Origin of the sequence: Aquitalea sp. (assembly GCF_030150775.1) — a bacterium.
GTDB classification, from domain to species: domain Bacteria; phylum Pseudomonadota; class Gammaproteobacteria; order Burkholderiales; family Chromobacteriaceae; genus Aquitalea; species Aquitalea denitrificans.
The window spans coordinates 22188-34828 of the sequence record NZ_JASLFG010000028.1 but is presented as its reverse complement, the minus strand read 5'-3'; the positions used below and the strand labels follow the sequence as shown (position 1 = coordinate 34828).

Below are 12641 nucleotides of genomic sequence, written 5' to 3'. Positions count from 1 at the left end.
ATGTCGATGACTGGCGGCTAATGCGCTCAAATGCTGCGACTTTGCGCCAGCAATAGCCTGCAACAGCCCGCTTTCGTTATACTATTGGCAAATTATTCGCCTTAACGCGGACGGCCTAATGAGCGAATTGCAGATCGGTGTACTGATATTGGGCGTGGCAGTGATCGCCCTGGTGTTCGGATTCAATGTTTTTCAAGAGTGGCGTTTTCGCAAGAAAACCAGTCAGGCCTTCGCGCGCCCTCATGACGACGTACTGCTGAACGTACCCAAAAACAATGTGCGGGATGGCGCGCGCCACGACCGGATGGAGCCGGTGCTGGCAGACAGCATCCACGTCCCTGCCGGCTATGACGATGAGCCGTTCGAACCGGAAATTCCGGAAGACACCTCATTGATCATGCCGCCACCGGTTGAACGCCCGGCCCCCATTCCCGAACCCATGCCGCTGTCGCCGCGCGAGGACGAAGACAACAACCAGTTCGAATCCGCCGATCACCAGGCGCTGGTTGCCGCCCTGCTAGACCCCTCGCTTGATTTCATTGCCGAGGTGGTGTTCCACGAACCGCACGAACTGGCAGCCATGCCGCGCTTCAATGTAGGCAAGCGCACCCATATCATTGGCCGTACCGAAAAGGGTCTGTGGAAACCGGCCGAAGCCCTGCCCGGCACCCGCTACAAGCAGATCAACATCGGCATGCAGATGGTGGACCGCAGCGGCTCGGTAACCGAGCAGGAACTGGCTGGCTTCTGCCAGCAGGTTTCACACTTTGCCGAAGAACACGATGCCGCCGTCAGCTTTCCGCAACGTCAGCAAAAGCTGGTAGCCGCACGCGAGCTGGACCGGTTTTGTGCCGATGTAGACGTGCTGATCGGCATCAATGTGGTTCCCCGCCAGGCGGTGGAAGGCACACGGCTGCGCAGCTTCGTGGAAGCCGGTGGCCTGCAGCTGGAGCCGGATGGTGCCTTCCATTACCTGGCGGATTCCGGCAACACCTTGTATTCGCTAATGGCCGCAGACCAGATGCCCTTCACCTTCCACACCTTGCTGGACAAGTCCTTCCCGGCCCTGACCCTGCTGTTTGATGTTCCGCGTGTAGCAGGCGGGGTAGAGGTTTTCGATCGCGCGGTACTGTTTGCCAAGCAACTGGCGGTGGAATTCGATGCACAACTGGTGGATGACAACCGCCGCGTACTGTCAGATGTAGGGCTGTCGCGTATCCGCGACCAGCTGGTTCATATTTACAGCAGCATGGACGACCGGGGCATTGCACCCGGCAGTGTTGCTGCACTCAGGCTGTTTGCCTGACACCCGCTGCACACAGGCCGGCATATGCCGGCCTTTTTCTGTTTGAGATCATGCAATGAGCACCAACGACCTTGCTTCCCATGCCAGCAGGCTGCGCCAGCTGCTGAGCCGCTACGGACATGAATACTACGTGCTGGATGCCCCCAGCGTGCCAGATGCCGAATACGACCGGCTATTCCGAGAATTGCAGCTACTGGAAGAGCATAACCCGGAACTGAAAACCCCGGACTCACCCACACTACGAATAGGCGGCAAGCCGCTGCCGGAATTCAGCCAGCTTACCCATAGCGTACCTATGCTGTCGCTGGGCAATGCCTTCTCCGACATGCAACAGGCCGAGTTCAGCCAGCGCCACGCCGAGCTGATCCAGTTTGACGAACGCATCCGCCGCGAGCTGGGCGAAACCACCATTGCCTACGCCACCGAGCCCAAGTTCGATGGCCTCGCCATCAGCCTGCTCTACCGCAACGGAGTGCTGGAGCAAGCCGCCACCCGTGGCGATGGCATTACCGGCGAGAACGTGACGGAAAATATCCGTACCATCCACGCCATCCCCCTCAGCCTGGAGCTGGAAAATCCTCCTGCTCTGCTGGAAGTACGCGGCGAAGTGCTGATGCTCAAGCGCGACTTCGAGCGCCTCAATACCGAGCAACTGGCGCGTGGCGACAAAAGCTTCGCCAACCCGCGCAATGCCGCGGCAGGCAGTCTTCGCCAATTGGATTCACGCATTACCGCACAGCGCCGCCTGTCGTTCTTCGCCTATGCCATCGCCCAAGTTGAGGGCGCCGCCTGGCCAACCACACATGCGGGGGAAATGGAATGGCTGCAACGACTGGGCTTCCCGGTAGTAGAACCGGCACTGCGCCCTGTAGTGGAAGGTGCTACCGGCCTGGCCGCCTATTATGAAACCGTACTGCAACAACGGGCTGAGCTGCCGTTTGAAATCGATGGTGTGGTCTACAAGGTAAACAACCGAGCACTGCAGGACGAACTGGGCTTTGTCTCGCGCGCCCCGCGCTGGGCCATTGCCCACAAGTTTCCGGCCGAAGAAGCGCTGACTCTGGTTGAAGCCATTGAGGAACAGGTTGGACGTACCGGTGCCATCACCCCGGTGGCACGCCTGCAGCCAGTGTTTGTTGGCGGCGTCACCGTAACCAATGCCACCTTGCATAATGAGGATGAAGTCCGTCGCAAGGATGTGCGTATCGGCGATACCGTCATCGTGCGCCGCGCCGGCGATGTGATTCCGGAAGTGGTATCCGTGGTACTAGAGCGCCGCCCCATGCAGCCAGCTACAGGAGGCGACCTGTTCAGCCAGGGCGAAGAGCCGCAATACCCGGCCTATCGCCTGCCCACGCAGTGCCCGGTTTGCGGCAGCCATGTGGTGCGTGAAGAAGGCGAAGCCATTGCCCGCTGTTCCGGCGGTTTGTCCTGTCGCGCCCAGCGCAGCCAGGCTATTCAACACTTTGCCGGCCGCCGCATGATGGACATCGACGGGCTTGGCGAGCGCTACATCGACAAGCTGGTGGAATATGGCTACGTACGCAGCGTGGCCGACCTGTACTGCCTGTCCCTGGATAATCTGCTGGACATGAAACGCCGCGCCGATGAAGACGATGGCGTGACACCCGAAACCGTCAAGACCGGCAAGATAGCCAGCAAGTGGGCGGAGAACCTGCTGGAAGGCATTGCCGCCAGCCGTACTCCGCCACTGGCACGCCTACTGTTTGCACTGGGTATTCGCCATGTTGGCGAGTCCACCGCCAAGACACTGGCTGACTGGCTGGGCTCGCTGGCGCTGATCCGCCATACGCCGGCAGCCCTGTTTGCCGCCCTGCCGGATATCGGTGCCGTGGTTGCCCAGTCACTGGCCGACTTTTTCGCCGAAGAAAACAATGAAGCCGCTCTGGATGCCCTGCTGCAACACGTCCAGCCGGTGGATGAACACCCGCCTTCAGCCAAACTGGCCGAACGCCTTGATGCCGCCGTATTGCTGGCACGACTGAATATTCCGCGCCTGACCGAGGTGCGCAGCCAGCAACTGGCAACACAAATCAGTGGCCTGGAGCAACTTGCTCGCATGGAGCGTCGCCAGCTGATGCTGCTGCAGCTACCCGCCGAAGTGGTAAACGCCCTGGCCGACTGGCTGGATCAGCCGGCACAGCGCAGCGCCTTACAACAGCTGGCCAGCCTGCGCGAAGAGATACTGGCCAGCCTTCCGCAGGAAACTGCAAGTGCGCACCCGCTGTTTGATGGCAAAACCTTCGTCCTCACCGGCACCTTGCCCACCCTGTCGCGTGATCAGGCCAAGGCCATGATCGAAGCCGCCGGTGGCAAGGTTTCCGGCAGCGTCTCCAAAAAAACCCACTTCGTCCTTGCCGGTGCCGAAGCCGGAAGCAAGCTGGCCAAGGCAGAAGAGTTGGGGATTGCCATTCTGGACGAAGCGGCCCTGCAAGCCATGTTGCAGCAAACGGCAGGCTGAAAGAAAGGCAAGGAAAGCCATGACCGAAACTGCATTCGAACGCGGCAACCGCCTGACCGCAGCCAATCAGCAAGAACAGGCTATTGCCGCCTTCAGCGAATGTCTGCAGCACAATCCTCAAGACTGGCAGGCATTGTTCAACCGGGGTACCGCCCAGATGCGTCTGAAGCAATACCCGCAGGCACTGGAAGACTACCTGGCCGCCGCCGCACTTAATCCCGCCTCCAGCAATATTAAATGCAATCTGGCTGTGTTGTTGAAAGAGCTGGGAGAGCTGGCGCTAGCCGAAAACCTGTTGCTGGAGGTGTTGCAGACAGAGCCGCAGCATGCCGAGGCCTGGAGCAATCTGGGTGTGGTGCTGCAATACGCGCTGCGCTATGACGATGCCGTGGTCTGCCACCAGAATGCCCTGCAACTGGCGGGTAACAGTGGCGGACGACTTAATAATCTGGGCAATGCCCTGACTTGCGCACTGCGGCTGGACGAAGCCGTCAGCGCCTATCGCCAGGGGCTGGACTTGCAGCCGGGCGATGCCTATCTGGCATTCAATCTTTCTGTCGCCCTGTTGCTGCAAGGCCGCTATCGGGAAGCATGGCCACTTTACGAACAGCGCTGGCGCACCATCATGCAGCCCCGTTATCGCGAACACGCCTGGCAAGGCCAGGATCTGGGCCGTCAGCATCTGCTGGTATGGGCAGAACAAGGCCTGGGCGATACCTTGCAAATGGCACGCTTCCTGCCCGTTTTGCGTCAGCAGCACCCGGCCGCCCGCATTACTCTGGCCTGCCAGATGGCCTGCCTGCGCCTGTTCGGGCAGCTGGAAGGCATTAGCTTGGTGCCGCTGGAAGATGCACCGCCAGCCCACGACTGGCAGATTCCATTGATGTCATTGCCACTGCGGCTGGATGTCACACTGGAAACCTTGTCCGATCAGCCTTATCTGCATGCAGATGCCAGCCTGGCAAGCCGCTGGGATCAGCAATTGCCAGAACGCCAACCAGGCCGTCTGCGGGTGGGGATTGTCTGGGAAACTGGTAGCTGGGGAGTGGGCATCGCCGACCATGGCCGCCAGAACAAATCCATCCCGCTCGCAACTTTCCTGCCCTTGCTGGACAATCAGCAAGCGGATTTTGTCTCGTTGCAGCTCGGGACACTACCTGCAGAACTGCAAGACAGGGTATTTGCCCCGCATATCAGCGATTTTGCCGATACCGCAGCCATTATTGATCAACTGGATCTGATCATCAGCGTCGATACCTCGGTCGTGCATCTCGCTGGAGCCCTGGGCAAACCGGTATGGGTGATGATGCGTGCGGAAAGCGCCCCCTTTTTCATGGCACAGGGTGAAAGCTCCCCCTGGTATGCCAGCATGCACATCTGGCGACAGGCCATGCCCGGCGACTGGTCGCCCTTGATCGTCAGCGTGGCAAAAACGCTGCGGCAATTGCCACGGGATTAAGTTGTTGTTTGGAGCGGCACGCAAGTCAGGATAGAATGCGCGCCAGTCAGAAATATTTTCAATTGAAGACTTTTTACGACGATGAAAAAAATCAGCAAGGCAGTATTCCCCGTTGCCGGGCTTGGCACCCGTTTTTTGCCGGCCACCAAGGCCAGCCCGAAAGAAATGCTGCCTGTTGTGGACAAACCACTGATCCAGTATGCGGTGGAAGAAGCCATTGCAGCTGGTATCACCGAACTGATTTTCATCACCGGCCGTAACAAGCGCTCGATCGAAGACCATTTCGACAAGGCCTATGAGCTGGAAACCGAGCTGGAAAACAAAAACAAGCAGAAGCTGCTGGATACCGTACGCGGCATCATCCCGCCATCAGTCAGTTGCATCTACATCCGTCAGACCGAAGCACTGGGACTGGGGCATGCGGTACTGTGCGCGCGCCCCGTCGTCGGAGATGAGCCCTTTGCCGTGATTTTGGCCGATGACCTGATTGATGGTGAACCGGGTGCGATGGAGCAGATGGTCAGCCTGTTCGATACGACCCACAGCTCCATTCTGGGGGTGGAAACAGTGGCACGGGAAGAAACCGGCTCCTACGGCATTGTTGAAGTCAGCAGCGATACCCATGGCCAGCAACGCGTAGTCAGCATCGTGGAAAAACCACACCCAGATGTAGCTCCGTCCAATCTGGCTGTCGTTGGCCGCTATATCCTGACACCGCGCATCTTCGACAAGCTGCTGAACACCACCCCGGGTGCGGGTGGCGAAATCCAGCTGACCGACGGCATTGCCGCCTTGCTCAAGGAAGAGGCCGTCCTGGCCCTGCCCTTCAAAGGAACGCGCTACGACTGCGGCTCCAAGCTGGGCTATCTGAAGGCAACAGTCAGCTACGGCCTGAAGCACCACGAAGTAGCCAAAGAATTTTCAGCCTACCTGCAGCAATTGCAGGACTGAACCCGATATTTTCCATCACGCCGCTCCAGCGACGGAGCGGCGTTTGCATTTTCCTGAGGAGTCAACATGCCCAACATTGCCGAAGCTCGCGGACTGATCAATAGCTCGGACATTCTGTTCACTGCAGAACAGGTAAGCGCTGCCGTCGACCGCATGGCCGTGGAAATCACCGAAAAACTGGGTGAAACCTATCCGCTGGTACTGTCCGTCATGGGTGGTGCCGTGGTGTTTACCGGCCAGTTGTTGCCACGCCTGAACTTCCCGCTGGACTTCGACTACGTGCATGTTTCCCGCTATGGCGACAAGACACACGGCGGCGAACTGGTATGGAAGCAAGCCCCGAAAGAAGATGTACAAGACCGCGTGGTACTGGTTCTGGATGACATCCTGGATGAAGGCCACACTATGGCAGCCATTCGCGACAAGGTAATGGGCATGGGTGCCAAGGAATTCTACAGTGGCGTGTTTGCCAACAAGCTGATCCCCAAGGAAAAGCCGATTGCTGCCGACTTCGTTGGCCTGGACGTACCAGACCGTTACGTATTCGGTTATGGCATGGACGTACGTGGTGCCTGGCGCAATCTGCCGGCGATTCACGCTCTGAAGTAAGCTACCCCGCGATGACATGGAACAAGCCGCACGCAGTTATCTGCATGCGGCTTGTCCATGAGGCCGCATGACAGGCCACATCAGGCAGCTCGGGCTTGCAATATGGGCGGCAGAATGTTTTTTACCCACTGCCGTTGCTGGTCATACGCGTGCGCCAACTGCAGTACCGCCATATCTGCCCGGGGACGTCCCACCAGTTGCATGCCCATCGGCAGGCCATTACGGCCAAAACCAGCCGGAATATTCATTACCGGCAGACCAGCCATGGTTGGCCCGATCACCACTTCCATCCAGCGGTGATAGCTGCTCATCACCCGACCTGCAACCATGTGCGGCCAGTGTTGTTCCAGCGCAAAGGGATAAACCTGGGCACTGGGCAATATCAGGAAGTCGTACTCCTCGAACATGCGTAAAACCGCACGGTACCAATCACTGCGGATGCGGGATGCACGATAAACATCCAGTGCACTCAGCTGCAGACCACCCTCGATTTCCCACAATAATTCAGGCTTTAGCTGGCTACGGCGTGACGCATCCTGGTAATCGGCATTCAGGCTACCGGCCATCAGCCAGTGGCGATGCACCTCCCAGCTTTCCCATAGCAGAGATGGATCAAAACCGATGCTGGCGGCTTCAAGCTGGCAACCTAGCGCCCTGATATCCTGCAATGCCAGCTCACACTGCTCCAGTATGCCGTCTTCCATGGGCAGGTAGCCGTTCCAGTCGCCCAGCCAGGCGACGCGACAGGCACTGAAATCCTGCTCCAGCACCTGATCCAGACCGCAGAGGCCACTGGCCAGCGGAACCCGCAGGTCTGGGCCAGCCTGTGTTTTCAGCAGTGCCAGGATGTCCGGAATGTTTCGCCCCATAGGCCCTTCAGTGGCCAGCTGCTGCAAGAAAAGCTCTGGCGTTGGTCCCAAAGGAATACCTCCCCAGCTCGGGCGAAAGCCGAATACATTGTTGAAAGCGGCCGGATTGCGTAGCGAGCCCATCATGTCACTGCCATCAGCAACCGGTAGCAGTCGCAATGCCAGTGCTACCGCAGCACCACCGCTGCTGCCACCGGCACTGCGATCCGGGGCATAGGCATTACCGGTAGCGCCGAACACGCCATTGTAGGTATGCGAGCCGGCACCGAACTCCGGCGTATTGCTCTTCCCGATGATGATGGCTCCGGCACGGCGCATGCGCTCCACCATGATTCCATCATGATCGGCAATTTGATGACGATACAGGGGAGAGCCCATGGTCGTGGCGATGCCCTGCGTTGCGGACAGATCCTTGATCGCTTGCGGGATGCCATGCAGCCAGCCACGCGACTGACCCTGCGCCAGCTCCTTATCGCAACTGGCCGCCTGCTCCAACAACATTTCAGCCGGCTGCAATGACACCAACGCATTGACGCTGGGGTTCAACTGGTCGATGTGATCAAGATAGGCGCGCATCACTTCCACACAGGAATAATCACGCTGATGGATGGCCTGCGATAACTCAAGCGCCCCCAGGGTGACAATGGGGTGAAGCATAGTACTTCTGGCTAGCATATTGACTCCCGAGAAAAGTGAATATGGCGGCAAGTCATCACCGTCAGCGGCCACATGCCGACATCACATGGCCTGATCGGTTGATTGAACAAACTGGGAATAACGGGATGACACTTGGCCACGCGGTCAGTGGGGAGGCTGGCTAAGCGGGATCGCCGTCAGCTCGTCCCCGGTGACAGCGCGCCCGCGAGGCAGGAAATAGCAGGCCAGCACCCCCAAAGCGGTAGACACTAGCAAGTAGTAGACCGGCGCAATCGGCGAGCCGGTGCTACCAGCCAACCAAGTAACGATAAAGGGTGCAAAACCACCGAACAACATCACCGCCAGGTTGTAACCGATGGAAACACCGGTTGAGCGCACCTTGACCGGAAACAGCTCGGACACGGCAGTCGGTGCCGGTCCAAAGCTCAGCCCCAGCAAGGTGCAGAACAGCAGCTGAACCAGCAGCAGGCGCTCGACGCTGGGTGCAGCTGCCAACCAGGAAAATCCGGGATACACCAGCAGCAACAGGCCAAAATAGGGCCACAGTAGCAAGGGGCGGCGGCCAATACGGTCGGACCAGGCCCCGGATAGCGGAATCAGCAAGGTCATCCACGCCACGGCCAGCATCTGGATGGCAAAAGCCTGATCCAGTGGTAAGCCGAACTGACGATGTACATAGGCCGGCATGTTCACCAGCAATACGTAAAATGCAGCAGTCCCTGGAATGGTCAGTCCTATAGTCAGCAGGATATGGCGGTGATTCTGCTGCAACTGTCCACTCAGCCCGACCGGGTCCGCCGCAGTGGGGGTAGCCTCGACAAAGGCTTCGGTTTCATCCATATAGCGCCGGATCCACAAACCAACCGGCGCAATCAGCAGGCCGACCAGAAACGGCAGCCGCCAGCCCCAGGCTTCAAGCTGCCCCTGATCCAGGTTATGCGTGATCAGCGCACCCATGCCGGCACCACCCAGAATGGCCAGCATCTGGCCCACCAGTTGCCAGGAACCATACAATCCACGTTGATTGGCTGGTGCCGTTTCCACCAGAAAGGCAGTTGCGCTGGCGTATTCCCCGCCTGTCGCAAAACCCTGCAGCAATCTGGCCGTCACGATCAGCAATGGTGCAGCAATACCGATGGCTGCATAGGGCGGTGCGCAGGCAATCAGCAGCGACACCAGTGCCATGATGGCCATGATCAGTTGCATGGCGGCCTTGCGCCCCTTGCGATCCGCGTAAATGCCCAGCAGGACGCCACCAACCGGCCGCATGAAGAAACCCACGCCAAATGTGGCCGTCGCCATCAGCAGAGAGATGAACTCATTCCCGTCTGCCGGAAAAAACAGCTTGGAAATGATGCCGGTCATGAAGCCATACACGATGAAGTCGTACCACTCCAGGGTATTGCCGATAACGGCGGCAATGATTTGCCGCTTGCGGGAAACCGGTTTATGCGCACGTTTCACCTTACCACCTCCTGCCAGCTGATTGGACTACCGATCCTGACCGGCAAACTGCCGGGACGTGAAATCGGACGAAACAGCCCTGCAAGGTAGAGAGGGGAGGAGCGGTATGCTACTGACCTATCGACCGATGCCGCAGCCGACAGCCATGTCGCTGATATGGAAACACCGACATCACGGCAGACAAGCCCATGATAGGAAACAAAAACCGGGGAAATGATCGCTTACTGAAAAACAGGGGACTGGTGATGGCAGCGCCGGCAGACACCGGCAGCAAGAACAGGAGATCAGGCCACCCTGAGACAGCCACGGCCCCACACCTGATGGCATGGGGCCGGATACAACATCAACCGTTGCGCGAGGCGTGCTTGCGCTTTTCCTTTTCGCTCATCATGGCTTCGCGCGCGGCGGCTTTCTGGGCTGCCAGCTCTTTGGCGCGTTTTTCCCACACCACCCATTCTTGCGGGCGTTCCAGGGTGATGCGGCCGGTATTGCCATCCCTAAAGTCGGTCAGCACGATTTCGGCAGCTTTCTGGATATTGACGCGGCCACCACCCAACATGGCACCACGCTTGCGGCCAATCATTTCCAGCACCTGCCAGTCCTGCAGGCCATCCACATCATCCAGCTTGTAGCGGGCGGTCAGTTCGGGGACATAGTGTTGCAGCAGGTATTTGAGCAGCTCCAGCGACACTTCTTCCTCGTCCATGGCATTGCGGCCAACTGCACCGCTGGCGGCCAGATTGTAGCCACCCTCCTCCACTTCGATCTTGGGCCACAGCATGCCGGGGGTGTCGTACAGTTCGACATCATCAGCCAGGATGATGCGCTGCTCGTTCTTGGTCACACCCGGCATATTGCCGGTCTTGGCAATCTTGCGACTGCTCATGCTGTTGATCAGCGTGGACTTGCCGACATTGGGAATACCGCAAATCAGCACACGCAGCGGCTTGTCCAGCCCGCCACGGTTGGGCGCCAGCTCGCGACAGGCTGCCACCAGCTTTTGCGACGGCGCGCGCTCGCCGGCATCCAGGCCAATGGCCTGTGTCTGCTTTTTGGCGCGATACCACTCCAGCCACTGGCTGGTGATGGCGGGGTCGGCCAGGTCTTGCTTGTTGAGGATCATCAGGCGTGGCTTGCCCTTGGCCATGCGCGCCAGCATCGGATTGGCGCTGGACGCCGGCAAGCGTGCATCCAGCATTTCGATGACCACATCGATTTCTTTCAGGCGCTCCATCACATCTTTGCGCGCCTTGTTCATGTGGCCGGGAAACCATTGAATTGCCATGCTTTAACGCTTTCTTAACGGGTCCAGTAAATAACTCAGTCCATTGTGGTCGATTTCCTGCATCAATTGCAGCAGACGTCCAATTTCACTCTTGGGAAAACCCTCACGGGCAAACCAGTTGAGGTAATTGCCGGGTAAATCACAAATCAGTACACCCTGGTGTTTGCCAAAGGGCATTGCGGTGGTAACCAGACGCTGCAGATCTTCTTGTTGCATGCTTTCAGACCGGACTGAAGGAGGCGCATTGTGCCAAAGGCAGCCATTTTACGCCACAGCCTTGTTTTGTCGGACTTTTATTGTGCAACTTCCTGATTTGACCTGCGACAAGTGCCGTTGTCATTTTTCTGTCAGAAACAAGGGAGGACAGGCTAGCATGATGGCCATTCGTCACGGGCTTCCGGTCCACACAGACCAAGCCGCAATGCGAAGTCAGTTCAGTGATAGCGACGTAGGTTCTTTGGCGCACACACCGTGTCAGCACACGGTGCTCATGGATGCAGGCTTTGGTCTGCCTTCGCGCTCAGGGCCTCTTTGGGCAGCCGGCTCTGGTTGCCCTTCTTTTTTGCCAGCTAGACAGGTAGTGGCTTGCCGTCATTCAAGGCCAGAATACCGCGCAACACCCGGTACAGACACCACAGCCAGGTCAGCCCCAGAATGGCAAAGCCGACCAGTATCCATACCAAGGCATAGCCCAGCACGGTTCCGAGCAGGCAGAACCAGAAGGTACGAATCTGCCAGTGGAAATGGCTTTCGTACAAGGTACCTCGACACTCGTCGCGCTTGAGATAATTGATGATCACCGCTACCACCATGGGCAGGCCGGTAAACAGGCTGATGCCTTGCAGGATATACACCAGCAGGGTGAGGTTGTTCAGCCGGCGCTCATCGTCACGGGTCAATATATCCATGCCTTCCTTTCAGTTACTGGCCGGGGCCTGCACTTTTTTCCACAGGGGCTGCAAACGGTCGCGGCACTGTTGGGCCGCCAGGCGCGACGCCATGAACAAGGACTGCATGCCATGCGCAACACCAATCATGCCGCTCATGCGCTGGCGGCTCCAGCCCTGCAATATCCCAGAGCTGCGCTGCGGTGCCGTCAATAACACCGGCGCAGCACAAGGCAGTGTCAGCTGCAATTGCTCGGACAACACTTTCAGCCGGCGGTTAGCTTCGTCCAGCAGGCTCAGCTCCGGCAAGGTCACCGCAACATGGCTGAGTTCAAGCACGGCGATGCGGGCGGCCAGCCAGTCGGTTTCATCGGCAAAACGGCTGGGAGAGCAAGCTGCCTTGCTGCGCAATGAGGCCAGTAGCATGGCAAAGGCCCGGATATCAGGGAGCAGGGATTCCAGCACCGGGGTGGCGGCCGCCTGGTCATGCTGTTGCAGATAGCGATACAGGCTGCCCGTCTGAGGCGCAACGGTGTTGGCTAGCGCCTCACCATCGGTCAACAGGGTTACGGACCATACGGCACCGTCCAGCACCAGATTGGCGCTTTCTCGGGCGATCTGCCTTGCATCACTGACTTCGTTCATGACCTGGATCTCCAGTCTGGTTGCCTG

11 protein-coding genes are annotated in these 12641 nt (G+C 58.5%); 5 read left to right on the top strand and 6 right to left on the bottom strand.

Annotation, left to right across the window (positions count from 1 at the left end; genetic code table 11):
- The first annotated feature begins 118 nt into the window (after positions 1 to 118).
- From QVF59_RS09320 to QVF59_RS09300, 5 genes are all read left to right on the top strand, one after another.
- Complete coding sequence (locus QVF59_RS09320; RefSeq protein WP_159879703.1) at positions 119 to 1306, top strand: cell division protein ZipA C-terminal FtsZ-binding domain-containing protein; 1188 nt, start codon at positions 119 to 121, stop codon at positions 1304 to 1306.
- A 55-nt stretch (positions 1307 to 1361) separates the two neighbouring features.
- Positions 1362 to 3788: an NAD-dependent DNA ligase LigA gene (ligA, locus tag QVF59_RS09315; RefSeq protein ID WP_287879147.1), complete on the top strand. Its 2427-nt coding sequence runs from the start codon at positions 1362 to 1364 to the stop codon at positions 3786 to 3788.
- Between the two features lie 19 nt (positions 3789 to 3807).
- Positions 3808 to 5247, top strand: a complete 1440-nt coding sequence (locus QVF59_RS09310; RefSeq protein ID WP_287879144.1) for a tetratricopeptide repeat-containing glycosyltransferase family protein — start codon at positions 3808 to 3810, stop codon at positions 5245 to 5247.
- An 81-nt stretch (positions 5248 to 5328) separates the two neighbouring features.
- A complete protein-coding gene (galU, locus tag QVF59_RS09305; RefSeq protein ID WP_159879710.1) occupies positions 5329 to 6198 on the top strand; it encodes a UTP--glucose-1-phosphate uridylyltransferase GalU in 870 nt (289 codons plus the stop codon).
- A gap of 66 nt (positions 6199 to 6264) precedes the next feature.
- On the top strand, positions 6265 to 6807 hold the full coding sequence (locus tag QVF59_RS09300; RefSeq protein WP_159879712.1) for a hypoxanthine-guanine phosphoribosyltransferase: 543 nt from the start codon (positions 6265 to 6267) through the stop codon (positions 6805 to 6807).
- Between the two features lie 80 nt (positions 6808 to 6887).
- Here the strand turns inward: QVF59_RS09300 and QVF59_RS09295 are convergent, their stop codons facing one another.
- The 6 genes from QVF59_RS09295 to QVF59_RS09270 all read right to left on the bottom strand — a co-directional run bounded on the left by QVF59_RS09295 (position 6888) and on the right by QVF59_RS09270 (position 12614).
- Complete coding sequence (locus tag QVF59_RS09295) at positions 6888 to 8333, bottom strand: amidase (RefSeq protein ID WP_287879142.1); 1446 nt, start codon at positions 8331 to 8333, stop codon at positions 6888 to 6890.
- Between the two features lie 144 nt (positions 8334 to 8477).
- Complete coding sequence (locus tag QVF59_RS09290; RefSeq protein ID WP_287879141.1) at positions 8478 to 9797, bottom strand: MFS transporter; 1320 nt, start codon at positions 9795 to 9797, stop codon at positions 8478 to 8480.
- 343 nt (positions 9798 to 10140) lie between these two features.
- The gene (ylqF, locus tag QVF59_RS09285; RefSeq protein ID WP_159879718.1) at positions 10141 to 11082 is read right to left on the bottom strand and encodes a ribosome biogenesis GTPase YlqF; all 942 of its coding nucleotides are present in this window, start codon (positions 11080 to 11082) and stop codon (positions 10141 to 10143) included.
- 3 nt (positions 11083 to 11085) lie between these two features.
- Positions 11086 to 11298 (bottom strand): DUF3820 family protein, encoded by a 213-nt coding sequence (locus tag QVF59_RS09280; RefSeq protein WP_045846780.1) that lies wholly within the window; start codon positions 11296 to 11298, stop codon positions 11086 to 11088.
- Between the two features lie 353 nt (positions 11299 to 11651).
- Entirely contained in the window at positions 11652 to 11990 is a 339-nt protein-coding gene (locus tag QVF59_RS09275; RefSeq protein WP_287879138.1) for a DUF4870 family protein, read from the bottom strand.
- A 9-nt stretch (positions 11991 to 11999) separates the two neighbouring features.
- On the bottom strand, positions 12000 to 12614 hold the full coding sequence (locus tag QVF59_RS09270; protein WP_287879135.1) for a hypothetical protein: 615 nt from the start codon (positions 12612 to 12614) through the stop codon (positions 12000 to 12002).
- Positions 12615 to 12641: the final 27 nt, after the last annotated feature.

Bases quoted from the DNA above. Each gene is read 5' to 3' on its own strand.
- ligA (WP_287879147.1), top strand. From the start codon at position 1,362: ATGAGCACCAACGACCTTGCTTCCCATGCCAGCAGGCTGCGCCAGCTG.
- QVF59_RS09270 (WP_287879135.1), bottom strand. From the start codon at position 12,614: ATGAACGAAGTCAGTGATGCAAGGCAGATCGCCCGAGAAAGCGCCAAT.
- QVF59_RS09295 (WP_287879142.1), bottom strand. From the start codon at position 8,333: ATGCTTCACCCCATTGTCACCCTGGGGGCGCTTGAGTTATCGCAGGCC.
- QVF59_RS09280 (WP_045846780.1), bottom strand. From the start codon at position 11,298: ATGCAACAAGAAGATCTGCAGCGTCTGGTTACCACCGCAATGCCCTTT.
- QVF59_RS09275 (WP_287879138.1), bottom strand. From the start codon at position 11,990: ATGGATATATTGACCCGTGACGATGAGCGCCGGCTGAACAACCTCACC.
- QVF59_RS09320 (WP_159879703.1), top strand. From the start codon at position 119: ATGAGCGAATTGCAGATCGGTGTACTGATATTGGGCGTGGCAGTGATC.
- ylqF (WP_159879718.1), bottom strand. From the start codon at position 11,082: ATGGCAATTCAATGGTTTCCCGGCCACATGAACAAGGCGCGCAAAGAT.
- QVF59_RS09300 (WP_159879712.1), top strand. From the start codon at position 6,265: ATGCCCAACATTGCCGAAGCTCGCGGACTGATCAATAGCTCGGACATT.
- galU (WP_159879710.1), top strand. From the start codon at position 5,329: ATGAAAAAAATCAGCAAGGCAGTATTCCCCGTTGCCGGGCTTGGCACC.
- QVF59_RS09310 (WP_287879144.1), top strand. From the start codon at position 3,808: ATGACCGAAACTGCATTCGAACGCGGCAACCGCCTGACCGCAGCCAAT.